Annotated in this window: 32 protein-coding genes; 21 read left to right on the top strand and 11 right to left on the bottom strand. The window is 61.1% G+C overall.

Going from position 1 to position 23,924, the window contains the following annotated elements:
• Positions 1 to 21: 21 nt before the first annotated feature.
• Positions 22 to 2,160, bottom strand: coding sequence for a TonB-dependent siderophore receptor (locus AC3WKX_RS15415; RefSeq protein WP_102604911.1), 2,139 nt, complete (start codon positions 2,158 to 2,160; stop codon positions 22 to 24).
• Between the two features lie 133 nt (positions 2,161 to 2,293).
• On the opposite strand from AC3WKX_RS15415, the gene AC3WKX_RS15410 reads away from it, so the two are divergent.
• Positions 2,294 to 3,061 (top strand): AraC family transcriptional regulator, encoded by a 768-nt coding sequence (locus tag AC3WKX_RS15410; RefSeq protein ID WP_102604912.1) that lies wholly within the window; start codon positions 2,294 to 2,296, stop codon positions 3,059 to 3,061.
• A gap of 55 nt (positions 3,062 to 3,116) precedes the next feature.
• Here the strand turns inward: AC3WKX_RS15410 and galU are convergent, their stop codons facing one another.
• Positions 3,117 to 3,956 carry a UTP--glucose-1-phosphate uridylyltransferase GalU gene (gene galU / locus AC3WKX_RS15405; RefSeq protein WP_003212579.1) on the bottom strand — a complete coding sequence of 280 codons (840 nt, stop codon included), beginning with the start codon at positions 3,954 to 3,956 and terminating at the stop codon, positions 3,117 to 3,119.
• A 307-nt stretch (positions 3,957 to 4,263) separates the two neighbouring features.
• On the opposite strand from galU, the gene AC3WKX_RS15400 reads away from it, so the two are divergent.
• Together AC3WKX_RS15400 and AC3WKX_RS15395 are read left to right on the top strand one after the other, a co-directional pair.
• A complete protein-coding gene (locus AC3WKX_RS15400; protein ID WP_003212580.1) occupies positions 4,264 to 4,449 on the top strand; it encodes a hypothetical protein in 186 nt (61 codons plus the stop codon).
• 144 nt (positions 4,450 to 4,593) lie between these two features.
• On the top strand, positions 4,594 to 4,878 hold the full coding sequence (locus AC3WKX_RS15395; protein ID WP_003212581.1) for a hypothetical protein: 285 nt from the start codon (positions 4,594 to 4,596) through the stop codon (positions 4,876 to 4,878).
• On the opposite strand, the gene AC3WKX_RS15390 is transcribed toward AC3WKX_RS15395, so the two are convergent.
• From AC3WKX_RS15390 to AC3WKX_RS15375, 4 genes are all read right to left on the bottom strand, one after another.
• On the bottom strand, positions 4,879 to 5,109 hold the full coding sequence (locus AC3WKX_RS15390) for a hypothetical protein (RefSeq protein ID WP_003212582.1): 231 nt from the start codon (positions 5,107 to 5,109) through the stop codon (positions 4,879 to 4,881).
• Positions 5,110 to 5,172: 63 nt separating this feature from the next.
• Positions 5,173 to 6,096, bottom strand: coding sequence for a c-type cytochrome (locus AC3WKX_RS15385; protein ID WP_003212583.1), 924 nt, complete (start codon positions 6,094 to 6,096; stop codon positions 5,173 to 5,175).
• A complete protein-coding gene (locus AC3WKX_RS15380; protein WP_102604913.1) occupies positions 6,093 to 6,743 on the bottom strand; it encodes a c-type cytochrome in 651 nt (216 codons plus the stop codon). Before AC3WKX_RS15380 ends, AC3WKX_RS15385 begins: the two co-directional genes overlap by 4 nt.
• A gap of 195 nt (positions 6,744 to 6,938) precedes the next feature.
• Positions 6,939 to 7,289, bottom strand: coding sequence for a hypothetical protein (locus tag AC3WKX_RS15375; RefSeq protein ID WP_003212585.1), 351 nt, complete (start codon positions 7,287 to 7,289; stop codon positions 6,939 to 6,941).
• Between the two features lie 212 nt (positions 7,290 to 7,501).
• Here AC3WKX_RS15375 and AC3WKX_RS15370 point away from each other — a divergent pair, with 212 nt between their 5' ends.
• The 5 genes from AC3WKX_RS15370 to ada all read left to right on the top strand — a co-directional run bounded on the left by AC3WKX_RS15370 (position 7,502) and on the right by ada (position 10,590).
• The gene (locus AC3WKX_RS15370; RefSeq protein ID WP_003212586.1) at positions 7,502 to 7,804 is read left to right on the top strand and encodes a DUF1883 domain-containing protein; all 303 of its coding nucleotides are present in this window, start codon (positions 7,502 to 7,504) and stop codon (positions 7,802 to 7,804) included.
• Between the two features lie 11 nt (positions 7,805 to 7,815).
• Positions 7,816 to 7,980, top strand: a complete 165-nt coding sequence (locus AC3WKX_RS15365; protein WP_166742130.1) for a hypothetical protein — start codon at positions 7,816 to 7,818, stop codon at positions 7,978 to 7,980.
• Positions 7,981 to 8,062: 82 nt separating this feature from the next.
• Positions 8,063 to 8,779 (top strand): 2OG-Fe(II) oxygenase, encoded by a 717-nt coding sequence (locus AC3WKX_RS15360; protein ID WP_008432503.1) that lies wholly within the window; start codon positions 8,063 to 8,065, stop codon positions 8,777 to 8,779.
• Positions 8,769 to 9,449 carry a DNA oxidative demethylase AlkB gene (gene alkB, locus AC3WKX_RS15355; RefSeq protein ID WP_102604914.1) on the top strand — a complete coding sequence of 227 codons (681 nt, stop codon included), beginning with the start codon at positions 8,769 to 8,771 and terminating at the stop codon, positions 9,447 to 9,449. Before AC3WKX_RS15360 ends, alkB begins: the two co-directional genes overlap by 11 nt.
• Positions 9,450 to 9,525: 76 nt before the next feature.
• The gene (ada, locus tag AC3WKX_RS15350; RefSeq protein ID WP_102604915.1) at positions 9,526 to 10,590 is read left to right on the top strand and encodes a bifunctional DNA-binding transcriptional regulator/O6-methylguanine-DNA methyltransferase Ada; all 1,065 of its coding nucleotides are present in this window, start codon (positions 9,526 to 9,528) and stop codon (positions 10,588 to 10,590) included.
• A gap of 6 nt (positions 10,591 to 10,596) precedes the next feature.
• Here the strand turns inward: ada and AC3WKX_RS15345 are convergent, their stop codons facing one another.
• Positions 10,597 to 11,181 (bottom strand): CGNR zinc finger domain-containing protein, encoded by a 585-nt coding sequence (locus tag AC3WKX_RS15345; RefSeq protein WP_087693903.1) that lies wholly within the window; start codon positions 11,179 to 11,181, stop codon positions 10,597 to 10,599.
• A gap of 176 nt (positions 11,182 to 11,357) precedes the next feature.
• Between AC3WKX_RS15345 and AC3WKX_RS15340 the strand changes: the two genes are divergently transcribed.
• The 7 genes from AC3WKX_RS15340 to AC3WKX_RS15310 all read left to right on the top strand — a co-directional run bounded on the left by AC3WKX_RS15340 (position 11,358) and on the right by AC3WKX_RS15310 (position 17,964).
• Entirely contained in the window at positions 11,358 to 12,236 is an 879-nt protein-coding gene (locus tag AC3WKX_RS15340; protein ID WP_102604916.1) for an alpha/beta fold hydrolase, read from the top strand.
• A 110-nt stretch (positions 12,237 to 12,346) separates the two neighbouring features.
• Entirely contained in the window at positions 12,347 to 13,411 is a 1,065-nt protein-coding gene (locus AC3WKX_RS15335) for an NAD(P)H-dependent flavin oxidoreductase (RefSeq protein WP_102604917.1), read from the top strand.
• A 117-nt stretch (positions 13,412 to 13,528) separates the two neighbouring features.
• Positions 13,529 to 14,296 (top strand): molybdate ABC transporter substrate-binding protein, encoded by a 768-nt coding sequence (gene modA / locus AC3WKX_RS15330; RefSeq protein WP_102604918.1) that lies wholly within the window; start codon positions 13,529 to 13,531, stop codon positions 14,294 to 14,296.
• Positions 14,297 to 14,977, top strand: coding sequence for a molybdate ABC transporter permease subunit (gene modB, locus AC3WKX_RS15325; protein ID WP_102604919.1), 681 nt, complete (start codon positions 14,297 to 14,299; stop codon positions 14,975 to 14,977).
• Positions 14,977 to 16,062: a molybdenum ABC transporter ATP-binding protein gene (gene modC / locus AC3WKX_RS15320; RefSeq protein WP_102604920.1), complete on the top strand. Its 1,086-nt coding sequence runs from the start codon at positions 14,977 to 14,979 to the stop codon at positions 16,060 to 16,062. Before modB ends, modC begins: the two co-directional genes overlap by 1 nt.
• 91 nt (positions 16,063 to 16,153) lie before the next feature.
• The gene (locus AC3WKX_RS15315) at positions 16,154 to 17,182 is read left to right on the top strand and encodes a DNA topoisomerase IB (RefSeq protein ID WP_003212597.1); all 1,029 of its coding nucleotides are present in this window, start codon (positions 16,154 to 16,156) and stop codon (positions 17,180 to 17,182) included.
• Positions 17,183 to 17,259: 77 nt separating this feature from the next.
• Positions 17,260 to 17,964 (top strand): YoaK family protein, encoded by a 705-nt coding sequence (locus AC3WKX_RS15310; RefSeq protein WP_003212598.1) that lies wholly within the window; start codon positions 17,260 to 17,262, stop codon positions 17,962 to 17,964.
• Positions 17,965 to 18,105: 141 nt separating this feature from the next.
• Here AC3WKX_RS15310 and AC3WKX_RS15305 read toward each other — a convergent pair whose 3' ends face one another.
• The gene (locus AC3WKX_RS15305) at positions 18,106 to 18,459 is read right to left on the bottom strand and encodes a hypothetical protein (RefSeq protein ID WP_087693907.1); all 354 of its coding nucleotides are present in this window, start codon (positions 18,457 to 18,459) and stop codon (positions 18,106 to 18,108) included.
• A gap of 109 nt (positions 18,460 to 18,568) precedes the next feature.
• On the opposite strand from AC3WKX_RS15305, the gene AC3WKX_RS15300 reads away from it, so the two are divergent.
• Complete coding sequence (locus AC3WKX_RS15300; protein WP_003212600.1) at positions 18,569 to 18,829, top strand: hypothetical protein; 261 nt, start codon at positions 18,569 to 18,571, stop codon at positions 18,827 to 18,829.
• Positions 18,830 to 18,981: 152 nt separating this feature from the next.
• Here AC3WKX_RS15300 and AC3WKX_RS15295 read toward each other — a convergent pair whose 3' ends face one another.
• The 3 genes from AC3WKX_RS15295 to AC3WKX_RS15285 form a co-directional block, all read right to left on the bottom strand.
• A complete protein-coding gene (locus AC3WKX_RS15295; protein WP_008432487.1) occupies positions 18,982 to 19,293 on the bottom strand; it encodes an AzlD domain-containing protein in 312 nt (103 codons plus the stop codon).
• Complete coding sequence (locus tag AC3WKX_RS15290) at positions 19,290 to 19,985, bottom strand: AzlC family ABC transporter permease (protein ID WP_003212602.1); 696 nt, start codon at positions 19,983 to 19,985, stop codon at positions 19,290 to 19,292. Before AC3WKX_RS15290 ends, AC3WKX_RS15295 begins: the two co-directional genes overlap by 4 nt.
• A gap of 72 nt (positions 19,986 to 20,057) precedes the next feature.
• Entirely contained in the window at positions 20,058 to 20,273 is a 216-nt protein-coding gene (locus tag AC3WKX_RS15285) for a hypothetical protein (RefSeq protein WP_003212603.1), read from the bottom strand.
• Positions 20,274 to 20,450: 177 nt separating this feature from the next.
• Here AC3WKX_RS15285 and AC3WKX_RS15280 point away from each other — a divergent pair, with 177 nt between their 5' ends.
• The 5 genes from AC3WKX_RS15280 to AC3WKX_RS15260 all read left to right on the top strand — a co-directional run.
• Positions 20,451 to 20,807, top strand: a complete 357-nt coding sequence (locus AC3WKX_RS15280; RefSeq protein ID WP_102604921.1) for a metalloregulator ArsR/SmtB family transcription factor — start codon at positions 20,451 to 20,453, stop codon at positions 20,805 to 20,807.
• A gap of 18 nt (positions 20,808 to 20,825) precedes the next feature.
• Positions 20,826 to 22,109 carry an arsenic transporter gene (locus AC3WKX_RS15275; RefSeq protein ID WP_003212605.1) on the top strand — a complete coding sequence of 428 codons (1,284 nt, stop codon included), beginning with the start codon at positions 20,826 to 20,828 and terminating at the stop codon, positions 22,107 to 22,109.
• A gap of 13 nt (positions 22,110 to 22,122) precedes the next feature.
• Positions 22,123 to 22,593: an arsenate reductase ArsC gene (locus AC3WKX_RS15270; RefSeq protein ID WP_087693911.1), complete on the top strand. Its 471-nt coding sequence runs from the start codon at positions 22,123 to 22,125 to the stop codon at positions 22,591 to 22,593.
• Positions 22,594 to 22,673: 80 nt separating this feature from the next.
• Positions 22,674 to 23,465 carry a helix-turn-helix transcriptional regulator gene (locus tag AC3WKX_RS15265; protein WP_173883055.1) on the top strand — a complete coding sequence of 264 codons (792 nt, stop codon included), beginning with the start codon at positions 22,674 to 22,676 and terminating at the stop codon, positions 23,463 to 23,465.
• A 74-nt stretch (positions 23,466 to 23,539) separates the two neighbouring features.
• Positions 23,540 to 23,924: LysE family translocator (locus AC3WKX_RS15260; RefSeq protein WP_158244629.1), on the top strand; the 385-nt coding region annotated here is incomplete at its 3' end.

Raw genomic sequence — 23,924 nt, 5'->3', positions numbered from 1 at the left:
GCCGCGCCAGAGGTCAGCGCCTTACCAGCGATACGTCGCGCTGGCCTGCAACGAACGGGTTGCGCCCCAGTAGCAAAGGAAACCGTTGCTGCAGTAGGCCAGGTATTCCTTGTTGAACAGGTTGCTGGCGTTGAGGGCCAGGCGCCAGTTCTGCACGTCATAGTGCGCCGCGGCATCAAACAGCGTGCGCGATGACACCTCCAGCGTGTTGTCGGCGCTGCCGTAGCTCGGCCCGAAGTAGCGCGCACCCGCCGCGAAACCGACGCCCTGCAGCGGGCCGTCGTGGAAGGTGTAGTCCGCCCACAGCGAGGCACTCTTGCCCGGGATGCCGGTCGGGTGTTCGCCCTGGTCGCCGTCATTGGATTTGAGGATGCGCTGGTCCATCCAGGTGTAAAAACCGATCAGGCTGAGGTTCGAGGTGACCTCGGCATGGGCTTCCAGCTCGATGCCGCGGGAGCGGATTTCGCCTTTCTGCGTGGCAAAATTGGGGTCGACATCGTCGGTGGTCAGGACGTTTTGCTGACGCAGGTCGAACACTGCCGCGCTGTACAGGCTGCGGGAGCCCACAGGCTGGTATTTAACGCCGGCTTCGTACTGCTTGCCGGTGGTCGGCACAAATGTCGCGCCCAGCCGGTCAGTGCCCAGTTGCGGCTGGAACGATTCGCTGTAGCTGACATACGGCGCAACGCCGTTATCAAACACGTAGCTCAGGCCCGAACGCCAGGTGAGTTTCTCGTCGTGCTGGCGCGTGTTGCTCAGGTTGGCGCCAGTCAACGCGCTGTCCTGATTGTCGTAGGTACGCGCCCAGTCTTGCCGCACACCGATCAGCCAGCGCCAATGGTCGAAGCTGAGCTGGTCCTGCAGGTACACGCCAAACTGGCTCTGGGTGGTGTATTGGTTGATGGACACCGGCACCCTCGGCAAGGCGCTGAAGTCGGGGTTGTAGATATTGATCGCACTCGGGAAATACTGACCGCCCCGGTTGATGGTCTGCAACAGCCGCTGGAAGTCCGCCCCCATCAGCACAGTGTGCTTGACCGGGCCGGTGCTGAAGTCGGACTGCAACTGGTTATCAAGGGCGAACTGGCCAAGGTGCTCATGATTGACGTTGGCCCACAGCGGCGCGGTGGCAAGGTTGGCGTCCAGCGGCCCGGTGAGGGAAGTCTGGTAGTAGTCGACGTCATCATGCATATAGCGCAGGTGCTGGCGAAAGCTCCAGGTGTCGTTGAACCGGTGGCTGAACGCGTAGCCCAGGGAAAACTGATTGCGCTTGAAGCGATCGCGGTCCGGGTCGCCCAGGTAATCATCGGGGCGCAAGCGCCCATTCGGGTTGTGCAGCGCGGTGCCATACGCGGGTACCGGGTTGAACAGCCCACCTTCCGGGTCGTATTGATAGTTGGCCAGCAGGGTCAGGCTGGTGTCGTCGTCGATGTTCCAGGTGATGGCCGGCGCGATGGCGATGCGCTGGTCCTTGATGTGATCGGTCTGGGTATCGGCCATGCGGCCCAGCCCGGTCAGCCGATAGGTCACATCGCCCTGCTCGTCCAGGCGCCCGCCAAAATCGAAGCCGGCCTGATAGCGGTTGTCATTGCCCACGCTCATTTGCAACACGTGCAGTGGCTCATCCGTCGGCCGCTTGCTCTGCATGTCCACCAGGCCGCCCGGCCCGCTCTGGCCGTACAGCACGGAAGCTGGCCCGCGCAGCACGTCGATGCGCTCCAGAAACCAAGGGTCGACCCGAGGCGTAGCGAACCAGGTCGTGCGATTGAGCTTGAGCCCGTCGAGGTAGGAGTCGGCATCGAAGCCGCGAATGCTCAACTGGTCAAACCGCAGGTCGTTATCCTGGGAGTAAACCCCTGGTGTGTAGCGCAATGCCTGGTCGACGGTTTGCGCCGCCTGGTCATCCATCTGCTGGCGGCTGACCACCGAGATCGATTGCGGCGTCTCCACGATCGGCGCGCCGGTTTTGGTGCCCACGGTGGTGTTGCGCGCCACATAGCCTGGCACCACGCCCTCTGCCGGCTCGGCCTCGGCGGCTGTCACCGCGGTGTCCTTCAACACGATGGGCGCGTCATCGGCCCACACAACAGGAGCAAGCGCCAACACCACCAGCGCCAGCCTGGAAAGGTAAAACGGAGGAGAAGACAACGCACCGGACATGACGATTCCTTGAAAAGTCTTTTTGTTAATCGTTCTTATTTAATATTGAATCGCGTTAAAGATCCGGTCATTCTTCTACGCGCACGGGTCAATTAATGACCGTTCCAACCTACATCTCAGGAATCATTCTTGATTGGACAACATCTGGCGTAAACGCTTTGGGGCGCCCGCTCGCAGCACCAGCGAGGAATTACGGGTTCGGGCCCATGACTATGTCGATGGCGCACGAGAGATTTGGCACAGCCATGAATATGGCCAACTGGTGCACGCCACCCAAGGCGTGATCCGGGTGTTGACCCGCATGGGCGCCTGGACCGTCCCGCCGGCATACGGCTTTTGGATTGCGCCGGGTGTCGACCATGAATTGCACATGGTCGGTGAGGTTGCGATGCGCGCACTGTACGTGGAAAGCGATCAATTACCCACGGCGTGGCAATCCTGCCGATTGATCAGGGTAGAGCCGCTGCTGCGGGAGCTGATTCTGGGCATGCTCGCACCCGACGCCCACACTGCCCTGCTCACGCCATTGCTGCTGCACCAGTTGATATCCGCGACTGAAACCGAAGGCTGCAGCCTGCCATTGCCCCGGGACAAACGCCTGCTCAGTGTGTGTGAAATGCTTCTGGAAGACCCGGCGAACCCGGCCACCCTGGAAGACTGGAGTGAATCCATCGGCGCCAGCGTGCGCACCCTGCGCCGGCGGTTTCGGGATGAAACCGGGCTGAGCTTCAACCAATGGCGCCAGCAGCTACGGATTGCCGAAGCCGTTTGCCAGTTAGCCCAGGGCCGACCATTGGGGGCTATTGCACGGGACATGGGCTATGCCAACGGCAATGCGTTTGGTGCAATGTTCAAGCGGGTACTGGGCGAAGCCCCCAGCCGCTATTTGGGCAAGGCATAAAAAAACCTGCGGTCTTTCGACTCGCAGGCTTTTTCAACGGGCTGGCAACGATGAATCAGTAAGCCTTGCCAGTCTTGTAGAAGTGCTCGTAGCAGAAGTTGGTCGCTTCGATGTAGCCTTCAGCGCCACCGCAGTCAAAACGACGACCCTTGAACTTGTAGGCAATCACGCAACCGTCTTTTGCCTGCTTCAGCAGGGCGTCGGTGATCTGGATCTCGCCACCCTTGCCTGGCTCGGTTTCTTCGATCAGCTTGAAGATGTCAGGGGTCAGGATGTAGCGGCCGATGATCGCCAGGTTCGACGGAGCATCTTCCGGCGCTGGCTTTTCAACCATGTCGCGTACGCGGATCAGGCCATCACCGATATCGTCGCCGGCAATCACGCCGTACTTGTTGGTTTCCTGAGGATCGACCTCTTGAACCGCGACGATGGTGCAACGGTACTTCTGGTACAGCTTGACCATCTGGGTCAGGACGCCGTCGCCTTCCAGGTTTACACACAGGTCATCGGCCAGTACCACGGCGAACGGTTCGTCACCGATCAGCGGACGACCGGTCAGGATCGCGTGCCCCAGGCCTTTCATTTGGGTCTGGCGGGTGTAGGAGAACGAGCACTCGTCGAGCAGCTTACGGATGCCGACCAGGTATTTTTCCTTGTCGGTGCCCTTGATCTGGTTTTCCAGCTCGTAGCTGATGTCGAAGTGGTCTTCCAGGGCGCGTTTGCCACGGCCGGTCACGATCGAGATTTCGTTCAGGCCGGCATCCAGTGCTTCTTCCACGCCATACTGGATCAGTGGCTTGTTCACCACCGGCAGCATTTCTTTGGGCATGGCCTTGGTCGCTGGCAGGAAGCGAGTGCCGTAACCGGCTGCTGGGAACAAGCATTTCTTGATCATATGAGTCCTTACAAAGGGCTGTGCGTACGAAATTCGGCGCAGTCTAATCAGGCCGCAGTCACCTTACAATGGGTCCTGCTGGCGTTGCGATGTCAACATAGAGAAAAAATGTCGGCGTAAGTTCCGCCGGCATTCAATCAAGTACCTTCGCCGCTGTTAGAAATCGTCGGCTTGTGCCCGTCATTCAAAGGGCTCCAACCTTTTTAGCACGCTTTATGACGATCGGCACTGACCTGCAACAACTTGCGCCGCCCCACGCCGTTTGGCGCTATCATTACGCCCTTGAACCAGACAACGAGATTGATAGATGTCAGAACCAAAAGGCGTGAACGGCTACCTGATCACCAAGCGAGCGGACGGCTGGCACTTGATCAACTTCCATGGCGACAGCGTTGCCGGCGCATTCGCGACCGAAGCTCAAGCCTGTGCCGTGGCCGAAGTGTTTGTGGATGAGGCCGGCCACGCGTCGAGCAAGCGTCCGAAAACCAAGTAACACCGCGGTAACGCCAATCAAGCCTCGTTTGACGGGGCTTTTTTGTGTTTGTCTGTACGTTGATGGCGGTTCGCTATAATCTCGCCTGTAACGCCCCACGACAGTGTCAGCGCTCCCCTCCAACACCCTGATGACGACTCCTACATGAACAAGATCCTGGCACTGATTGCGGTACTGGCGCTTACCGGTGGCTGCACCACCACTTCCGACACGGTCCTGAAGAACGGCGAACAAGGACTGGCCATCGACTGCTCCGGCGAAGCCAACTCCTGGGCCAGCTGTTATGAAAAGGCTGATGCGTCCTGCGCGGGCACCGGCTACCGGATTGTCGGCACCGAAGGCACACCGGCCCTGAAAGAAAGCGACAAGACCCTGGGCAAGGATGTCGGCAACTACAAGACCCGCAGCGTGACGGTGGTCTGCAAATAATTACATGTGAATTTCGGCGAACTTGATGCCCAGGCCGCGAATGGTCTCGATCAAGTCGTCCAGGCGGGAGAAGGATTCGACTTCATCCTGGTCATCCACCAGGAAGTAACTGCGACCGCCGCTCTTCTTGAAGAACACGATCCACTCGCCCGTATCCGCGGGATTTTGAATCACATGGGTCGCAGAAATATGCCCCCCTGCATGCTGTTCCCTGACTTGCTCACGTTTCATGACTGAGTTTCCGAAAAGACAATGCCGCTGATTCAGCGGCATTTTTTATGGGTTATCGACAGTTTAACGGATGCCTTGCCCGATCAGTACGCCATCGACCGTCTGCCCGTAAAGATTGACGCCGTCATTGGCGTGGAACTTCACCCGGGTTTTCTCCACGGAGCCGTCCACGAGGCGCGGGTCCTGAGGACGCTCGTGACGGTTGACGTAGGCCGCCACGTCCCAGGCTTGCTGGTCGGTCAGGCTGCCGCCCTGGCCCAGGGGCATGTTGTGCTTGATGAAGGACGCTGCCGTATTGATTCGATGCATCCCGGCGCCCCAGTTGTAGGAGTCTTTACCCCAGAGCGGCGGCATCACGTAGTTGTCGCCCACTTTCTGGCCCTGGCCTTCGGCGCCATGGCACACCGCGCACTGGCCCTTGTAGACCTCTGCGCCCTGGGCCAGGTCGTAACCCTTGGCGGGTGCCGGCACGTCCGGGTAGCCACGGCCCGGCAGTTCGACGCCCAAGGGAGCCTTGCTCGCCAGCCAGTAGGCATACACCGACAGCGCGGTAATCTCCGGGCTGTCTGCAGCCGGTGGCGTGCCGCCATTCATGCTGAACTGGAAACAGCCCTGCAAACGCTCGGCGAAGGTGTTGACCTTGTCGTTCTTTTTTCGATACGCCGGGTACATCGGGTAGGCACCCCACAGCGGCGCCGAATTGGCCAGGCGACCCTGGTCCAGGTGGCAATTGCTGCAATTGAGGCCATTACCGACAAATTGCGGCGCCAGGCGCTTGGTGTCGACAAACAGCGCGTAGCCCTGTTTCACCAGCTTGCCGTAGGCGTTGTCCGGCAGCTCGCTTTCTTTGGGCGGCTGGAACTGCACGGCAGCCCCATGAGCGCCGGCTGGCTGCAACTGTGACTGGTCTTCCATGGCAATAGGGGCGGCATGGACGGGTACGCCGATCAGGCTTCCCAGCAGCGGAGCAAACAAGAAGCGCTTCATGGCTTGGCCTCCTGGCCGCTCAACGAGGCAAAATAGGCGGCCACGGCCTGCACTTCTTCAGCGCTGAGGGATTTGGCGATATGGCCCATCAGATCATTCGGATCGTTATGGCGCGTGCCGCTGCGCCAGGCGTTCAACTGCGCCGCGAGGTAGGCCGCAGATTGTCCGGCCAGGGGTGGAAACCCGTCGCCGACGCCCACGCCGGCCGGGCCATGACAGCTGACACAGGCCGGAATCTGGCGCTCCCACGCACCTTGCAGGGCAATCTTTTGCGCAGCGTCAGTAGGCATCTCGCTGCGGTGCACCGGCACAGGTGCGGGCGCAGGCATTGCCGCCAGCTGCCGGGTTACAGCGCTGACTTCCTCTTCCGTCAGGGCGTTGGCCAGCGGTTGCATCACCGGGCTGTTACGGGCGCCACTTTTAAAATCCTGCAGTTGCTTACGCAAATACCCCGCCGATAAACCGGCCAAACGCGGAAAACCCGCGGCTGCCAGCCCCAGGCCATCAGCCCCGTGGCAGGCCACGCACGGCGCAGCTCCCGGCTGCGAGCCGCCCTGCATATAAACGTTTTTCCCCTCCAGCGCGTGTGCATTGCCCAACATCAGCAACAACGCGCTACCCATCAGAACTCGTTCCAGAGACATCATCACGACTCCATTTTTATAGTTATATGCTTAGGCGAATTAGGCATAAGCCTACAAATGGTAGGGCAATGGCCCGGTCGCGACAACACTCATCCGCGAGCAAAAGGACGGTGCACTGAACATCGCGCACAAAAAAGCCCGACGCTGCGGTAGCAGGGTCGGGCTTCTTGATCGGATTCGAGGTGGGCGGCTACAGACTCAGCCGGAAATGCACGCTTCCCCCGCAGCCTTCACGTCACCTGGACGAATAGGCACATTGGACATGCTCTCGTAGAGCTTGATACTGCTCCCGCTGGAGCGCTCTTCAATTTCAAAAATGGCCGACGGGTCGGCAGAAAACTTCTGCGGTACGATAACTTGAACACCATCCTTGTGAGGCTCGATCTGCGAAGGCCTGCGGGTTTTAGACAATTTCTGGACAACGCACGCCGCGTATTCCTGTGGTTTTTTCCCGGAGATCACTGCCAGCGTTGGTGGGGTCTGCTTGATATCCGCCACCGAAGCACATCCACCCAACGCCAGGGCCAGAACCAACACACTCCACTTCATATAAAAACCTCCGATAAAGACCCTACGACAGCGAAGAAGGTATTTTTCTCCCGCCCACGTAGGATTTATCCCTGATAACTCGGTAAATAACTGTTTTAAATTGTCGAAGTCGTCGACGACGGTCCGATAATAAACGTGCTGGGGCTGATAAACTCCATCTTAACCTACGTATCGTTCTGATTTTTCAGAAAAAGCCCTTCTGGAGACACCTTATGAAATTCATCCACCAGCGTGAGCACCTCAATGAAGGAGATATTGTCGTCATTGAATGCTCGCAAACCTGCAACATCCGCCTGATGAGCGATGCCAACTTTCGCAGCTTCAAGAACGGCGGCCGCCATACTTACCACGGCGGCGCGTTCGACAAGTTCCCGGCAAAAATCACTGCGCCCAGCACCGGGTTCTGGAACATCACCCTGGACGTCGTGACCCGCCGCGCCATCAGCGTGACCAAAAAGCCGACCTTGTCCCACAAGATCCGCATTGTGCGCCGCACCAATTCGAAACTGAGCTGACAGGAATGCCCGTGACTACCACCAAATATGTGATCAAGTACAAACTCAACGGTGAGCGCCGCTTCGAGTTCGCCCAACTGCAAGCAGGCAGCGTGGAGGAAGCCAAGGAAGCCCTGGCGAAAATCCACGATGCCAGCGATGAGATTACCGACATCAATGTGAGCAAGGCGCTGTAATTCGAGCGCAAGCATCGGAGTGTTCTGACGCTGACGACTTTCTAGACTGGCAGCCCTAATGCGCTGCCACAGGAACTTGTCGATGCCTTCCACTCCACTGCATGAACGCCTGGCCAAGCTGGACTGGGCCGCCATCGAGCAAGCCCTCGATGAACAGGGTAACGCACTGATTCCGGCCCTGCTGGATCAGCAGGAATGCGCTGAACTGAGCGGCCACTACCCCCGACCCGAACTGTTTCGCTCCCATGTGATGATGGCCAGGCACGGCTTTGGCCGGGGCGAATACAAATATTTCCGCTACCCGCTGCCAGCGCCGATCTGCGCGCTGCGTGAACAGCTGTATGGGTTCCTGGCGCCCCAGGCCAATCGCTGGAACGAACAGATGAACCTGCCGATCACCTATCCGGCGCACCATGCCGACTTCATTGCCCGCTGCCACGCAGCCGGGCAGCAACGCCCTACCCCGTTATTGCTGCAATACGGTCCAGGCGACTACAACTGCCTGCATCAGGATCTGTACGGGGAACATGTGTTTCCCCTACAAGTAGCCATCCTGTTGTCGCAGCCGGGAGAGGACTTTCGTGGCGGGGAGTTGGTGCTGACGGAGCAGCGGCCAAGAATGCAATCCCGGGCTCAGGTTGTCCCTCTCAACCAGGGTGACGCGGTAATCTTCGCGGTCAATCAGCGACCCATGCCGAGTGTGAGGGGGTTTCATCGGGTGACCTTGCGCCACGGGGTCAGTGTTCTGCACAGTGGTACCCGGCATACCTTGGGAGTGATTTTTCACGATGCGCAGTAAGACCCTTCCCGGATCAACCGCCGATTTGTTCGCCGATGAGGCGCTGCAACAGCCCCCGGGGCGCGAGCAAATCGGTGAACAATCCTACGTCCTCAGGGGCTATGCCCTGCCCTGGCTCGAGCGTTTGCTACCGGAACTGCGACGGGTATTGGCTCAATCGCCCTTCCGGCAAATGGTCACGCCCGGTGGTTTTACCATGTCGGCGGCGTTAAGCAGTTGCGGTGAATTGGGCTGGACGACCGACTCCACCGGTTATCGCTACTCCCCGATTGACCCGAATAACCAACAACCCTGGCCAGCCCTGCCGGCCGCATTGCGCGAACTGGCCGTGATGGCCGCAGCAGATGCAGGTTTCGACGATTTCGAGCCGGATGCCTGCTTGATCAACCGCTATGTGCCAGGCGCGAAAATGTCCCTGCACCAGGACAAGAACGAGCGGCGCTATGCCGCCCCGGTGGTCTCCGTGTCATTGGGTTTACCGGCGATCTTCCTGTTCGGCGGCCATGAGCGCAGCGACAAGACGCAAAAAGTCTCGTTGTTCCATGGCGACGTAGTGGTGTGGGGCGGCGTGGACCGCCTGCGCTTTCACGGCGTGATGCCGATCAAGCCCGGCACGCATCCGGTCATGGGGCCGCAGCGCATCAACCTGACGTTTCGCACGGCCGGATGAATTTGACCGCAAGCATCGGAGTGATGGGAATGCCCCACGGGACTAACCTGGCATTCTTCAACCAGGAGCCACCACCATGACCGCGCGCCACGCCACCGAACAAGACCCCCGCTGGGCCGCGATTGTCGCCCGTGACGCCAAGGCCGACTTGACCTTCGTCTATGGTGTGAAAACCACCGGTGTGTACTGCCGCCCCAGCAGTTCCGCGCGGCGGCCGCGCCCGGAGAACGTCGAGTTCTTCGACACCCCGCAACAGGCTGAAGCGGCGGGCTACCGGCCCAACAAGCGCGCGTCGGGGGACCAGACCCAGGTGGCCGCACGCCATGCGCAACTGGTGGCAGCGGCCTGTCGGCACATCGAACAGGCCGAAACCCTGCCGCCCCTTGAAGATCTGGCCGCCCTCGCCGGCTTGAGCCCGTTCCATTTTCATCGGGTGTTCAAGGCGGTGACCGGCCTGACGCCCAAGCGCTACGGCAGTGCTCATCGCTCGCGCAAGGTACGGGACGGCCTCAAGGACCAGCACTCGGTGACCGATGCGCTGTACGACGCCGGCTTCAATTCCAACAGCCGCTTTTATGAGGCTGCCGACCAATTGCTCGGCATGAAGCCCCGCGACTACAAAGCCGGCGGCACCAACACGGATATTCGCTTTGCCGTTGGCCAATGCTCATTGGGCGCCATTCTGGTGGCCCAGAGCAATCGCGGTGTGTGCGCGATCCTGCTGGGGGATGACCCGGACAAACTGGTGCGCGACCTGCAGGACCAGTTTCCCCACGCCAATCTGCTGGGTGCCGATCACGACTTCGAACAATTGATCGCCCAGGTGGTGGGCTTTATCGAAGCGCCGGCCCTGGGCCTGGACTTGCCCCTGGATTTGCGCGGCACTGCGTTTCAGGAACGCGTGTGGCAAGCCTTGCGGGAAATCCCGGTGGGGCGCACCGCCAGCTACGCCGAGATCGCCCAGCGCATCGGCGCGCCGACCGCCTATCGCGCCGTGGCCCAGGCATGTGGTGCCAACAGCCTGGCGGTGGCGATTCCCTGCCATCGCGTGGTGCGCGCCGACGGCAATCTGTCGGGCTACCGCTGGGGTGTCGAGCGCAAGCGGCAGTTGCTGGAGCGCGAAAGCCCGGCAGAATCCTGAGGACGTCTACACCAGTTTGCGCTTGCGAAACTCGGCCACCTTATGCCGATTGCCACACAGCGCCATGCTGCACCAGCGGCGCTTGTGGCCCTTGGTGCGGTCGTAGAACCACAGCACGCACTCGGGATGTTCGCAGGTGCGGACCAGGCCGAAATCCCCTTCCACCAGTAACGTCGCGGCGGCTTCGGCAATCGGCGCCAGGAACTGCTCGGCAGTCTGCACCTTGCGCTGGCGCTCCAGCCGCAACTCGCCAGGCGCCGGCCAAGCCAGTTGCGGGTGACTGACCGCCTTGCGCAGGAACGCATTCAGCGCGCCGGGATCGCCCTGCTGGCCGGCCTTGCGCTGTTCCAGTAACACGCGGATCACTTCCCGCAATCCCCGCGCCGCGCCCAGCAGTGCCCCCTCCTCAAATACCGGTACTGCGCCCTCCTCGGCCCAGCCAAGCCGCACCAGCCAGCGCTCGACATCGGCATCGCCTTGCCAGAATTCAAAGGGCACACCGTCGACATTCGCCCGGGTATTGAGCATGTCCAGCACGGGATGATCAGCCAGGACGTAGGGTTCCAATGGGGATGGGGTGATGGCGGGCATGGCAAATCCTCTTCAAGTCCGCGCCATCGTAACCGCTGATTTCGCTTTTGAATAGTTACTAAATTCGTCAATCAGTAACCCATTAAATTAATTTGACAGGTTACATTTTCAAGCGCAGCCTGCAAAACGAGTAACCCGACAAATCAATTTAACCAGTTACGCAGAGGACTCCGATCATGTCGATTTCAGCCCCGGTTGTTCGCTATCAGCACGTTGATGCCGATGGTGTGCGCATTTTCTACCGTGAAGCCGGCGACCCCTCCGCGCCGGTGTTGTTGCTGCTGCATGGCTTTCCCAGTTCGTCCCATATGTACCGTGACCTGATCCCGCTGCTTGCCACCCGTTACCGGATCATCGCCCCGGACTTGCCAGGCTTCGGCTTCACCGAAGTCCCCGCCGAACGCAATTACCACTACAGCTTCGATAACCTGGCGATCACCGTTGGCCACTTCGTCGACGCCCTGAACCTCAGTCGCTATGCCCTCTATGTGTTCGACTATGGCGCACCGGTGGGCCTGCGCCTGGCCGTGGCCCACCCGGAACGGGTCAGCGCGCTGATATCGCAAAACGGCAATGCCTACCTGGAAGGTTTGGGTGACGCCTGGGATCCGATCCGGGCCTACTGGGCCGAGCCGAGCCAGGCCAATCGCGAGGTGATTCGCAACGCGGTCATCAGCCTGGAAGGCACGCGCTATCAGTACCTGCATGGCGTGTCGCAACCGGAGCTGGTGGCGCCGGAGTCCTATATGCTCGACGTGCTCCTGATGCAGCGTCCCGGCAATGACGAGATCCAGTTGGACCTGTTCCTCGACTACCGCAACAACCTGACGCTGTACCCGGCGTTCCAGGCGTTTTTCAAGGCCACGCAAGTGCCGGCGCTGGTGATCTGGGGCCAGAACGATCCCTTCTTCATCCCGCCGGGCGCCCATGCCTACAAAGGCGACAACCCCAACGCCGTGGTGGAATTACTCGACACCGGCCACTTCGCCCTGGAAACCCACGCCGCGCACATTGCCCAACGGATTCATGCAGTACTGGGCGACGCCATCAACTGATAACCGCCCATGAAACACTGGATTCGTCCAGTGAATAATACAGACTGGCCTGGTGCTGCCTGGCCCTGCTAAAACGACGGAACAGCATTCCACCGTTGGAGAAGCGTCCCATGAGCACCTGGCCAGACACCCGAATTCTTGACCTGCTGGGCATCGATTTACCGATCATTCAGGCGCCCATGGCCAATGCCACGAGCACGGCCATGGTGATTGCGGCCAATCAGGCCGGCGCCCTCGGTTCAATGCCGGCGGCGGCGCTCAGCATCGAGCAACTGCGCGAAGCACTCACCACGATTCGCCAGGCCAGTTCGCGGCCGCTGAACGTAAATTTCTTCTGCCATCAGCCACCGACGCCGGATGCTCACCGCGACCTTCAGTGGAAGAACCTGCTGGAAACCTACTACCGCGAGCTGGGCGCCGATTTTGACGCGCCGACGCCCGTCTCCAACCGCGCACCGTTCAACAACGCCGCCTGTGAAGTGGTGGAAGAATTCCGCCCCGAAGTGGTGAGCTTTCACTTCGGCCTGCCGGAAAAATCCCTGCTGGACCGGGTCAAGGCCACCGGGGCGAAAGTGCTGTCGTCGGCTACCACCGTCGAAGAAGCCATCTGGCTGGAACAGCACGGCTGCGATGCAATCATCGCCATGGGCAACGAAGCCGGTGGCCATCGCGGAATGTTCCTCAGCGACGACCTGAATAGCCAGATCGGCACCATGGCCCTGGTGCCACAGGTTGTCGATGCCGTGCGCGTGCCGGTGATTGCGGCCGGCGGCATCGGGGATGCCAGGGGCATTGTCGCGGCCTTCGCCCTTGGCGCGTCAGCGGTGCAGATTGGCACCGCGTACCTGTTTACCCCCGAGGCCACCGTCTCGAAGTCACACCACCACGCCTTGCGCACTGCCCAGGCCAGTGAAACCGCGCTGACCAACCTGTTCACCGGGCGCCCGGCGCGGGGCATCATCAACCGCGTAATGCGTGAGTTGGGCGCGATCAACCCCACGGCGCCGGCGTTCCCGCTGTCCGGCGGTGCGTTGATGCCGCTCAAGGCCAAGGACGAAGCCGGCTTCAGCAACTTGTGGTCGGGCCAGGCGCTGCGCCTCGGCAAAGACATCTCCAGCTATGACCTGACGCTCGAACTGGCCGCGCAAACCCTGGAAAAACTCGGCCGACGCTGAACCTGAACTCCCGGGACAACTTTGCGCTGTACCGGCAGTGGCCAACCGCTATATATTCCCATACATAGCGGTAGTCCCCCTCTGCCTAACAAGCCGCAAACCCCAAGGAGCTTCTTGATGATGATTCGCGCCTCACGCCTGGCCCCCACGGCCCTCGCTACCCTGATCGCCGCGTTTGCCTTCTCCTCGGCGAATGCCGATGAAGTACAGGTGGCCGTGGCTGCCAACTTCACCGCACCGATCCAGGCGATTGCCGCCGACTTTGAAAAAGACACCGGCCATAAACTGGTCGCTGCCTACGGCGCTACCGGCCAGTTCTACACCCAGATCAAGAACGGCGCGCCGTTTGAAGTGTTCCTCAGCGCCGACGACACCACCCCGCAGAAGCTCGAAGCCGAGGGCGACACCGTCAAGGGCTCGCGCTTCACCTACGCGGTCGGCACCCTGGCGCTATGGTCGGCCAAGGAAGGCTACGTCGATGCCAAGGGCGAAGTGCTGAAGAAAAACCAGTTCCAGCACCTGTCCATCGCCAACCCGAAAGCCGCGCCTTATGGCCTGGCCGCCACCCAGGTGCTGGCGAAGGAAGGCCTGACCGAGAAGGTCAAGGACAAGCTCGTTGAAGGCCAGAACATCACCCAGGCCTATCAATTCGTCTCCACCGGCAACGCCGAACTGGGTTTTGTAGCGCTGTCGCAGATCTACAAGGACGGCAAAGTCACCAGCGGTTCGGCCTGGATCGTACCGTCGTCGATGCATGACCCGATCAAGCAGGACGCGGTAATCCTCAACAAGGGCAAGGACAGCGCCGCCGCCAAGGCCCTGGTTGAATACCTGAAAGGTCCGAAAGCCGCCGCGGTGATCAAGTCCTACGGTTACGAGCTGTAAATGCCGCTGTCGAGTGCCGATTTTTCCGCGATCTGGTTGACCCTGAAACTGGCGTCGCTGACCACGGTCATCCTGCTGATCATCGGCACTCCGATAGCCCTCTGGCTGTCGCGCACCCGCTCGTGGTGGCGCGGCCCCATTGGCGCGGTGGTGGCCTTGCCGTTGGTGTTGCCACCCACGGTGATCGGCTTCTACCTGCTGCTGACCATGGGCCCCAACGGCTACTTCGGCCAGTTCACCCAATGGCTGGGCCTGGGCACCCTGACCTTCAGCTTCGCCGGGTTGGTGATTGGCTCGGTGATCTATTCGATGCCGTTTGTGGTGCAGCCGTTGCAAAACGCCTTCTCCGCCATCGGCAATCGCCCGCTGGAAGTGGCCGCGACCTTGCGGGCCAATCCCTGGGACACCTTTTTCACGGTGATCCTGCCCCTGGCGCGCCCGGGGTTTATCACCGCGTCGATTCTCGGTTTTGCCCACACCGTCGGCGAGTTCGGCGTGGTACTGATGATCGGCGGCAATATTCCCAACAAGACCCGGGTGGTCTCGGTGCAGATCTACGACCACGTCGAAGCCATGGAATACGCCCAGGCCCACTGGCTGGCGGGGTCCATGGTGGTGTTTTCTTTCCTGGTGTTGCTGGCGCTCTACTCCAGCCGTAAAACCAAGGCGGGCTGGAGCTGATGTCGATGATCGAGGTACGCCTGCAACTGAAGTATTCCGGGTTTGCCCTGGACGTCGACCTGCACCTGCCCGGTCGCGGGGTGACGGCGCTGTACGGCCATTCCGGCTCCGGCAAGACCACCTGCCTGCGTTGCATCGCCGGGCTGGAGCGGGCTGAAGAGGGTTTCGTGCAGATCAACGACGAGGTCTGGCAAGACAGCCGCAAAGGACTGTTCGTGCCACCCCACAAACGCGCCCTGGGCTACGTGTTTCAAGAAGCCAGCCTGTTCCCGCATTTGTCGGTGCTGGCCAACCTGGAGTTCGGCCTCAAGCGCATCCCGCGCCAGCAACGCCGGGTGGAGATGAGCCACGCCACCGAACTATTGGGCATCGGCCACCTGCTGGACCGCCATCCGCAGCACCTTTCCGGCGGTGAGCGCCAGCGCATCGGCATCGCCCGCGCCCTGCTCACCAGCCCGAGCCTGTTGCTGATGGATGAACCGTTGGCCGCGCTGGACAGCAAACGCAAAAGCGAGATCCTGCCGTATCTCGAACGCCTGCATGACGAACTGGAGATTCCGGTGCTGTACGTCAGCCATGCCCAGGACGAAGTGGCGCGCCTGGCCGATCACATCGTGTTGCTCAGCGACGGCAAGGCCCTGGCCAGCGGTCCCATCGGCGAAACCCTGGCCCGGCTGGACCTGCCCATGGCGCTGGGCGACGACGCCGGCGTGGTGATCAACGGCACCGTCAGCGCCTACGACGAGCATTACCAGTTGCTCACCCTGCAATTGCCCGCGAGCCAATTGCAGATGCGCGTGGCCCATGCACCATTGGCGCTGGGCAAACAGTTGCGTTTCAAGATCCAGGCGCGGGATGTCAGCTTGAGCCTGCAGGCCGAGGAACACAGCAGCATCCTCAATCGCCTGCCGGTGACGGTGACCCAGGAAATCCCGGCGGACAACGCAGCCCACGTGCTGGTAAGCCTGGACGCCGCCGGCACGCCGCTGCTGGCGCGCATCACCCGTTACTCGCGGGACCAGTTGCAGCTGCATCCCGGCCAGACGCTGTGGGCGCAAATCAAGGCGGTGGCGGTACTGGCCTGACTGCCCGACAGCTGCTACGGGGGAGCAAACTTGTTGGCACGACCGCAAAACCCTGCGGTCAATCAGAAATACCTGCCAAGGAATTTGCGCCATGCCCGATCCTGCGTTGCTTGCCGACCTGCCCCGCGACCTGCATTACGTCGACGATACCCAGCCCGGCCTGTCCCGGAAAAAGCTGCGGGGCAAATTCCAGTACTTCAAGGCCGACGGCACACGCATAACCGATGCCGACGAAATCAAGCGCATCAACGCCCTCGCAGTGCCGCCGGCCTATACCGATGTGTGGATCTGCGCCGACCCGCGCGGCCATCTGCAGGCCACCGGGCGGGATGCCCGGGGGCGCAAGCAGTACCGCTACCACCCGCGCTGGCGCGAGGTGCGCGACACCGACAAATACTCCCGGCTGCAACAGTTCGGCAGCGCGCTGCCCAAGTTGCGCAAACAGTTGGAAGCACAGATCGAGGCGCCCGGGTTCAATCGGGAAAAGGTCCTGGCCACGGTGGTGCTGCTGCTCGACGCCACCCTGATCCGCGTCGGCAATACCCAGTATGCCCGCGACAACCGCTCCTACGGCCTGACCACCCTGCGCACCCGCCATGTGGATATCAAGGGCAGCGAGATCCTGTTCCAGTTTCGTGGCAAGAGCGGCATCGAGCACCAGATCAGCGTCAAGGACCGGCGCCTGGCCACGGTGATCAAGCGTTGCCTGGAGTTGCCGGGGCAGAACCTGTTCCAGTACCTGGACGAGAACGGCGAGCGCCATACCGTCAGCTCAACCGATGTGAATGCCTACCTGCACACCCTGACCGGCGCGGATTTTACCGCCAAGGACTACCGCACCTGGGCCGGCAGCGCCCTGGCGCTGGCAGTGCTGCGCGAGCTTGAGTGGCAGCCGGAATCCGACGCCAAGAAACATGTGGTGGAGATGGTCAAGAACGTTGCCAAGCAACTGGGCAACACCCCGGCGGTGTGCCGCAAGTGCTACATCCACCCGGCGGTGCTGGAGCATTTCAGCCTGGGCGAACTGGCGAAACTGCCCAAGCCCCGAGTGCGCAAAGGCTTGAAAGCCGAGGAAGTCGGGCTGGCGATGTTTCTGGAGCAACTGGCCGAACGCCTGTAAGTGCGCCAAGTCATTGCAGCGGAGCACGAAGCGCCCTACGGTAGTGGCCGGATAATCTCACCGAGGAACCCGGCCCCATGCTGCCTTCATCCCTGAAGCCCTACACCAACGCCGCCTTGCTGCATCGCCACAAATGGCGCGGGCGTGTCGGGTTGCTGCTGGTGGCCAGCCTTTCCGTGCTGGCGGGCATGACCGATGCGATTGGTTTCATGGCCAGCGGGGATTTTGTGTCGTTCATGAGCGGCAACACCACGCGCCTCGCCGTGGCGATCAGCGAAGGCGACCTGGGCCTTACCGGGCGCCTGACGTTGCTGGTGGCGACGTTTATCGCCGGGAATGCGCTGGGCGTGATGGTCAGCCGCGTCAGCCGGCGCCACGCCCTGCCCTTGTTGCTGTGCATCGCCACCCTGCTGTGCGGGGCTGCGGCCTGGCCGTTTGCCGATCAATTGCCGGCGTTGCTGGCAGCGATCATCGCCATGGGCATGTTGAATGCCGCCGTCGAAGAAGTGAACGGGTTGCCCGTGGGGCTTACCTATGTCACCGGGGCGCTGTCACGCTTTGGTCGCGGACTGGGCCGCTGGATGCTCGGTGAACGCCGCAACGGCTGGCGCGTGCAACTGATCCCGTGGGCCGGGATGTTTGTGGGTGCGGTGATCGGTGCGTTGCTGGAGCACCACATGGGGATTCGTGCGCTGCTGGTCAGCGGGGTGCTGTCGGCGCTGTTGGGGCTGGTGTCGCTGAAGATTCCGCGGCGCTGGCACCTGGGGTACATGCCCCGCTAGAAAACAGTTGCCCTCCCGACGCTCCGGCCTCGACATCCCTGTACCGGTAAAGAGCCGTCACGCCGGGTGAGCGGGAAAATACTAAAACAATGCCTGCGGGACTGTCCGCAGGGCATTTCTGAACTTTTCTAACGGAATGGATTACAGGCAGGTCGCCAGTGCCGCCAGGCGGCGCTTGGCCGGATAGTCATCCTGGGCCGCGTAATAGTTGACGGAGGCGCCGGCGCCGGCACTGCGCACGTCGACAAAATAGTCACCTGCCGTGGTGTAGATGGTGAAGCCACCAGCCTGTGCAGGCTCCATGAAACCACCGGCATCCACCCCGAACACCGCTTCATCCTGCCAGCCGAACTGGATGCACTGGGCAACCACCAGCGGAGCCTTGTCCGAGGCCAGGGTTTTGTAGGGCGCGCCGGTACGCGCCTCTTTCATCTTCGAGCCCGCGCAACCGGCCAGCGATGCCAGGACCAAAGCGCCAATTACCACCATCCGCATACCGAAGCTTCCTTGGAAAAACCGCGACTGTACCATTAGCAGGCGACACCGAAGGATTATTGCGTCACCCTGCCGCCTACTTACGAACCCGCTTTTACCCGGAACCCCCATGACACCCAATGCCGAGCGCTACAACCCCTCCACCGACTACGCCGACAAGCTGATCAGCCGCATCGGCCAGACGCCTTCGTGGATCGCCAAACGCATCGGCGTGACCGACAAGCGCATCCGCTACATCCTTGACGGCGAGCGCACCGTGAAGGGCGAAAGCACCCCGATCCAGATGACCTACACCGAGCAATTTGCCCTGGAATGCCTGGCGGCCGAGGCGAAAGCCAACAAGAAAGCCGCCGCCCCGGTTATCGAATAGCTGACAGATTCATGAACTTTGTTTCACTGTGAAGGAAGACCTCGCCGCCTATAGTCGGCAGGCTCATTTTTAAGAAGTCTCCCTTCCAGCCTGCCCTCCCGCAGGCTTTTTTTTGCCTTGGTTTTGCTCCCCCCGTAGCAGGAGTTTGTTGGTCAGAGCAGCCAGCGGAACAGATAGAACAGCGCCATGCTCAGCAACACGGTGATCAGCACGCTGCGGGTCCAGAACATCAACGCCACGGCGCTGATTCCGGCCAGCAGGTAGGGGTTGCCCACACTCAGGTTGAGCTTGTGATCAGCCAGGAAAATGATCGGGCCGCAGATGGCGGTGAGCATCCCCGGTACGGCAAACCCGAGAAACTCCCGCGCCCCGCGATTGAGGCGCACCGGCAGGCGCGGCTCGAGAAACAGGTAGCGGTTAAGAAACACGATCAGGCCCATGCCAAAAATCATCACGAAGATCATTGTTGCCCTACTCCCAGCCGCTTGCAGGCAAACCCTGCGCTCATCCCCAACACACCGGACACCACCACCGCCGATTCCCAGTGCAGGTAGCTCAGCCAAACCGAGCACAGCAACGACACGGCTACGCAGACAATGGTCGGCACGTCGCGCACTACCGGGGTGATCAGGGCGATAAAGGTCGCGGCAATCGAGAATTCCAGGCCCAGTTGATCCAGCCCGGGAATGCTTTTTCCGAGCACGATGCCGGCGAAGGTAAAGACGTTCCAGATGATATAGAACGTCAGGCCGACGCCCAGGGCGTACCAGCGATTGAAGGTCTGGCGGTCGTACTGGCTGACCAGGGCGAAGAATTCGTCGGTCAGCAAAAAGCCCAGGCTCATGCGCCACCGTGGTTTGAGCGGCGACAGCGTGGGACGCATGTGCATGCCGTAGAGCAAATGCTGGGAGGTCAGCAGCAAGGTGGTCAGCAGGATCGAAATCAGGCTGGCGCCGCTCTTGACCATGCCGATGGCCACCAATTGTGCGGCACCGGCAAACACGATGGTCGACAGCCCCTGGGCTTCCAGCGGCGTGAATTGGGCATCAATTGCAGTCGAACCGGCCAGCAATCCCCACGGCGCACACGCCAGGGACAATGGAATGATCGCAATCGCGCCACGGGAAAAGGCATTCAGAGGCAGAGCGTTAGGCATACACAACAAGCTCATCGACAGTCAGTCGACAAGCATGCCAGCGGTATCAGGGATTGTCTTGAACGATCGTGCTCAAGCCAGTTTGACCGACACCCGCTCCACCGCGTCCCGGGCTTCGCGCAGTTCGTGGGCGTCCTGGTTGAGCCGGTGGATGGTATTGAGCAGGCGCTGGCGCAGCACTTCATCGCTGAGCTTTTCGACGGCGCGCATCAGGTCAAACGCCGCGGTTTCGTTATTGTCCGCGACGGAATCCAGGGTCTTGCGCAGGTTGCGAGTGGCACGGGTCACACGTTTTCTTCCTTCATCACCAATGGGCAGGCACTTTAGGACATTTGTGTTTCAGTTTAATTTCAACCACTTGTCATCGATTGTCGGGCACTTGACGCAGGTCAATCGAAACAAGGTTTGACCAATACATATGGAAATACGTATATTCGTATTTCCATATGTATCAAGGCACTGACCATGTCAGATCTTTTCTCCCCGCCCAACGTCTTCAAATGCCTGGCCGACGCCACCCGCGCCAGGCTGACGTTGTTGATCCTGCGTGAAGGCGAACTTTGCGTGTGCGAATTGATCCATGCTCTGGACGACAGCCAGCCGAAAATCTCCCGCCACCTGGCGCAACTGCGCAGTTGCGGGTTGCTGCTGGACCGTCGCCAGGGCCAGTGGATTTATTACCGCCTCAACCCGGCCTTGCCGGAGTGGGTGACGGCAGTGCTCGACAACACCCTGCAAGCCAACCAAGCCTGGTTAAAAACAGACGCCCAGCGTCTGGAAACCATGGGTGACCGACCACAACGGGCCAGCGCCTGCTGCTGATCCTGCGGAGAGCTTTTCATGCTTGTAGCCGTTGCTATCTTTCTGTTCACCATCATTTTGGTCATCTGGCAGCCCAAGGGCCTGGGCGTGGGCTGGAGCGCCACGATGGGCGCGATCCTGGCCCTGGCGTGCGGGGTTATCAGCCTGGCCGACATCCCGGTGGTGTGGCACATCATCTGGAACGCCACCGGGACCTTCGTCGCGCTGATCGTCATCAGCCTGCTGCTGGATGAGGCGGGCTTCTTTGCCTGGGCTGCCTTGCATGTGGCGCGCTGGGGCCGTGGGCGCGGTCGGCGACTGTTCGCGTACATGGTGCTGCTGGGCGCGCTGGTATCGGCTTTGTTCGCCAACGACGGCGCGGCGCTGATCCTCACGCCCATCGTGATGTCGATGCTGTTGGCGTTGCGCTTTTCTCCGGCGGCCACCCTGGCGTTCGTCATGGGCGCCGGGTTTATCGCCGACACCGCGAGCCTGCCGCTGGTAGTCTCCAACCTGGTGAACATCGTCTCGGCCGACTACTTCAAGATCGGCTTCAACGAATACGCCGCAGTGATGGTGCCGGTGAACCTGGTGAGCGTCGCCGCGACCCTCGCCGTATTGCTGTGGTTTTTCCGCCGGGACATTCCGCAAACCTACGACCCGGCAGACCTCGACGACCCTGCCAGTGCGATCCACGACCGCGCCACCTTCCGCGCCGGCTGGTGGGTGCTGGGCATCCTGCTGGTGGGCTGCTTTGCCCTGGAACCGCTGGGCATTCCCATCAGCGCAATTTCTGCCGCCTGCGCCATATTACTGCTGGTGATCGCCGCCAAGGGCCACAAAATCTCCACCCGCAAGGTGCTGAAGGAAGCGCCCTGGCAGATCGTGATTTTCTCCCTGGGCATGTACCTGGTGGTCTACGGCCTGCGTAACGCCGGGCTGACCGACTACCTCGCGACCTGGCTCGACACCTTCGCAAGCTATGGCGTATGGGGCGCGGCCTTGGGCACCGGTGTACTCACCGCGCTGCTGTCTTCGGCGATGAACAACCTGCCAACCGTGCTGATCGGCGCGCTCTCCATCGAGGCCAGCCACGCCGTGGGCGTGGTCAAGGACGCGATGATCTACGCCAACGTGATCGGCAGCGACCTAGGCCCCAAAATCACCCCTATCGGCAGCCTGGCGACCTTGCTCTGGCTGCACATCCTGGCACGCAAAGGCATCACCATCACCTGGGGTTACTACTTCAAGGTCGGGATCGTGCTGACCCTGCCGGTACTGTTGATCACCCTCGCCGCCCTGGCCTTGCGCCTGAGTTTCTGACGGAGTTCGCTTGATGAAAGTCCTGTTCATGTGCACCGCCAACAGCTGCCGCAGCATTCTTTCGGAAGCCTTGTTCAACCATCTGGCGCCGGACGGTTTCCAGGCCATCAGCTCCGGGAGTTTCCCCAAGGGCCAGGTGCTGCCACGCAGCCTGACCACGCTGAAGGCCGCCGGCATCAGCACCGAAGGCTTGTACAGCAAGGGCAACGACGCCTTTGAAGGCAGCCCGCCGGACATCGTCGTCACCGTGTGCGACAAGGCTGCTGGAGAAGCTTGCCCAGTGTATTTCGGCCCGGCCATGAAGGCACATTGGGGGTTGGAGGACCCGTCGGATGTTCAAGGCGATGAAGCCCAGGTCGACGCCGCGTTCCGCGCCACCCTGGAAATCATTGAACGGCGCTGCCGGGCTTTTTTCGAGATTCCGTTCGCCAGCCTCAGTCCCATCGAAATCAAGGCCGAGCTTGATCGCATCGCCACGCCGTAACCGAAGAGCCGGGCGAGTAGTCGATCTGAAGCCCTTTTCCGGCGTATGCTCGCGGGCAACGGTCACAGCGAGCCCCCTCAATGAGTTCCATGCAGCACGCCTGGCTGGGCAACTACGAAGTCAGCAGCACCGCCTGCACCGGCCTGACATTTGCCCGCCACAGCCATGATGAATGCGTGATCGGCGTCAACCTGCTCGGCGAGGAACAGGTGTGGCTGGATCGTCGCACCTTCGAGGCCGGCCCCGGCAGCATCACCCTGTACAACCCGGGGCAGATTCAAGGCGGAGGCGCGGCCGAAGGGCAGCCGTGGCGGTTTGTCAGCTTGTATGCGACTGCCGAGCAATTGGCGGCTGACCTGGGTCTGGCGCACCTGGAGTTTGACCGTTCGCTGTGCTTCCAGCCGGCGTTGGCGATGAAACTCGCCGGGGCGATTGAAGGTGCGTTGAGTGCCGATCCGCTGGCCCGGGAGTTGAGTGAGGAAGCCCTGGTGGTGCTGCTCGGCGAAGTCGTCGGTTGCAGCGGCGTCCGCTTGCCTGGCAGCACTGCGGTGGGACGCGGGTTGGTGATCAAGGCCCAGGAATTGCTGGCTGAAAACCTGCACCAGGCGGTGGCACTCGAGCCCCTTGGTGACGAGTTGGGCCTGTCGAAATTCCATCTGCTGCGGGCTTTTCAGAAAGAAACCGGGCTGAGTCCACGCCAGTGGGCGATGCAACTGCGTACCCGGCGCGCCAAGGGGCTGTTGCGCTCAGGCGTTGCGGCGTCGCAGGTTGCCCATGCCTTGGGGTTTGCTGACCAGAGCCATCTGAATCGGCATTTCCGGGCGGCCTACGGGATCACACCGGGGCGCTATCAACGCGTGCTCAAGGGCTGAAAAGCGCAATCTGGTTCAAGACGACTTACACACCCTTCCCTAAAATGCCGGCCATCACTTGAAGGAAGGCAGGCATGTTGACGATCTTTTTTTCGGCGCTGGTGTTTGGGTTTGTGTTTTGCCTGTCGCCGGGGGCGGTGCTGGCGGAGACGCTGCGCCGTGGGCTGTTGCAGGGGTTTGCCCCTGCGTTGTTGGTGCAGATCGGTTCGCTGGTGGGCGATGCCGTGTGGGCGGTGATCGGGCTTACGGGCATGGCGTTGTTGATCCAGCATGAGTCGGTGCGGGTGCCGCTGACGGCCGTTTGTGGGCTGTATCTGGCCTGGCTCGGGATTCGCAGCCTGATGGATGCCTGGCGCTTGCCAGAGGCCGGGCGTGCGCCGGCCAGGTCCGGGCAGAATGCGCTGGTGGTGGGGGCGGCGATTTCCCTGGCCAATCCGAAGAACATTGTCTATTGGGGGG

The organism is Pseudomonas sp. GP01-A4 (genome assembly GCF_058780865.1).
The sequence above is the reverse complement of the archived record's forward strand: the minus strand, read 5'-3'. Positions and strand labels throughout refer to the sequence as shown.

What these genes read in the sequence shown, in the direction of transcription:
- AC3WKX_RS15415 (WP_102604911.1), bottom strand. Translation starts at nt 2,160, where the DNA reads ATGTCCGGTGCGTTGTCTTCTCCTCCGTTTTACCTTTCCAGGCTGGCG.
- galU (WP_003212579.1), bottom strand. Translation starts at nt 3,956, where the DNA reads ATGATCAAGAAATGCTTGTTCCCAGCAGCCGGTTACGGCACTCGCTTC.
- AC3WKX_RS15400 (WP_003212580.1), top strand. Translation starts at nt 4,264, where the DNA reads ATGTCAGAACCAAAAGGCGTGAACGGCTACCTGATCACCAAGCGAGCG.
- AC3WKX_RS15395 (WP_003212581.1), top strand. Translation starts at nt 4,594, where the DNA reads ATGAACAAGATCCTGGCACTGATTGCGGTACTGGCGCTTACCGGTGGC.
- AC3WKX_RS15390 (WP_003212582.1), bottom strand. Translation starts at nt 5,109, where the DNA reads ATGAAACGTGAGCAAGTCAGGGAACAGCATGCAGGGGGGCATATTTCT.
- AC3WKX_RS15385 (WP_003212583.1), bottom strand. Translation starts at nt 6,096, where the DNA reads ATGAAGCGCTTCTTGTTTGCTCCGCTGCTGGGAAGCCTGATCGGCGTA.
- AC3WKX_RS15380 (WP_102604913.1), bottom strand. Translation starts at nt 6,743, where the DNA reads ATGATGTCTCTGGAACGAGTTCTGATGGGTAGCGCGTTGTTGCTGATG.
- AC3WKX_RS15375 (WP_003212585.1), bottom strand. Translation starts at nt 7,289, where the DNA reads ATGAAGTGGAGTGTGTTGGTTCTGGCCCTGGCGTTGGGTGGATGTGCT.
- AC3WKX_RS15370 (WP_003212586.1), top strand. Translation starts at nt 7,502, where the DNA reads ATGAAATTCATCCACCAGCGTGAGCACCTCAATGAAGGAGATATTGTC.
- AC3WKX_RS15360 (WP_008432503.1), top strand. Translation starts at nt 8,063, where the DNA reads ATGCCTTCCACTCCACTGCATGAACGCCTGGCCAAGCTGGACTGGGCC.
- alkB (WP_102604914.1), top strand. Translation starts at nt 8,769, where the DNA reads ATGCGCAGTAAGACCCTTCCCGGATCAACCGCCGATTTGTTCGCCGAT.
- ada (WP_102604915.1), top strand. Translation starts at nt 9,526, where the DNA reads ATGACCGCGCGCCACGCCACCGAACAAGACCCCCGCTGGGCCGCGATT.
- AC3WKX_RS15345 (WP_087693903.1), bottom strand. Translation starts at nt 11,181, where the DNA reads ATGCCCGCCATCACCCCATCCCCATTGGAACCCTACGTCCTGGCTGAT.
- AC3WKX_RS15340 (WP_102604916.1), top strand. Translation starts at nt 11,358, where the DNA reads ATGTCGATTTCAGCCCCGGTTGTTCGCTATCAGCACGTTGATGCCGAT.
- AC3WKX_RS15335 (WP_102604917.1), top strand. Translation starts at nt 12,347, where the DNA reads ATGAGCACCTGGCCAGACACCCGAATTCTTGACCTGCTGGGCATCGAT.
- modA (WP_102604918.1), top strand. Translation starts at nt 13,529, where the DNA reads ATGATGATTCGCGCCTCACGCCTGGCCCCCACGGCCCTCGCTACCCTG.
- modB (WP_102604919.1), top strand. Translation starts at nt 14,297, where the DNA reads ATGCCGCTGTCGAGTGCCGATTTTTCCGCGATCTGGTTGACCCTGAAA.
- modC (WP_102604920.1), top strand. Translation starts at nt 14,977, where the DNA reads ATGTCGATGATCGAGGTACGCCTGCAACTGAAGTATTCCGGGTTTGCC.
- AC3WKX_RS15315 (WP_003212597.1), top strand. Translation starts at nt 16,154, where the DNA reads ATGCCCGATCCTGCGTTGCTTGCCGACCTGCCCCGCGACCTGCATTAC.
- AC3WKX_RS15310 (WP_003212598.1), top strand. Translation starts at nt 17,260, where the DNA reads ATGCTGCCTTCATCCCTGAAGCCCTACACCAACGCCGCCTTGCTGCAT.
- AC3WKX_RS15305 (WP_087693907.1), bottom strand. Translation starts at nt 18,459, where the DNA reads ATGCGGATGGTGGTAATTGGCGCTTTGGTCCTGGCATCGCTGGCCGGT.
- AC3WKX_RS15300 (WP_003212600.1), top strand. Translation starts at nt 18,569, where the DNA reads ATGACACCCAATGCCGAGCGCTACAACCCCTCCACCGACTACGCCGAC.
- AC3WKX_RS15295 (WP_008432487.1), bottom strand. Translation starts at nt 19,293, where the DNA reads ATGATCTTCGTGATGATTTTTGGCATGGGCCTGATCGTGTTTCTTAAC.
- AC3WKX_RS15290 (WP_003212602.1), bottom strand. Translation starts at nt 19,985, where the DNA reads ATGCCTAACGCTCTGCCTCTGAATGCCTTTTCCCGTGGCGCGATTGCG.
- AC3WKX_RS15280 (WP_102604921.1), top strand. Translation starts at nt 20,451, where the DNA reads ATGTCAGATCTTTTCTCCCCGCCCAACGTCTTCAAATGCCTGGCCGAC.
- AC3WKX_RS15275 (WP_003212605.1), top strand. Translation starts at nt 20,826, where the DNA reads ATGCTTGTAGCCGTTGCTATCTTTCTGTTCACCATCATTTTGGTCATC.
- AC3WKX_RS15270 (WP_087693911.1), top strand. Translation starts at nt 22,123, where the DNA reads ATGAAAGTCCTGTTCATGTGCACCGCCAACAGCTGCCGCAGCATTCTT.
- AC3WKX_RS15265 (WP_173883055.1), top strand. Translation starts at nt 22,674, where the DNA reads ATGAGTTCCATGCAGCACGCCTGGCTGGGCAACTACGAAGTCAGCAGC.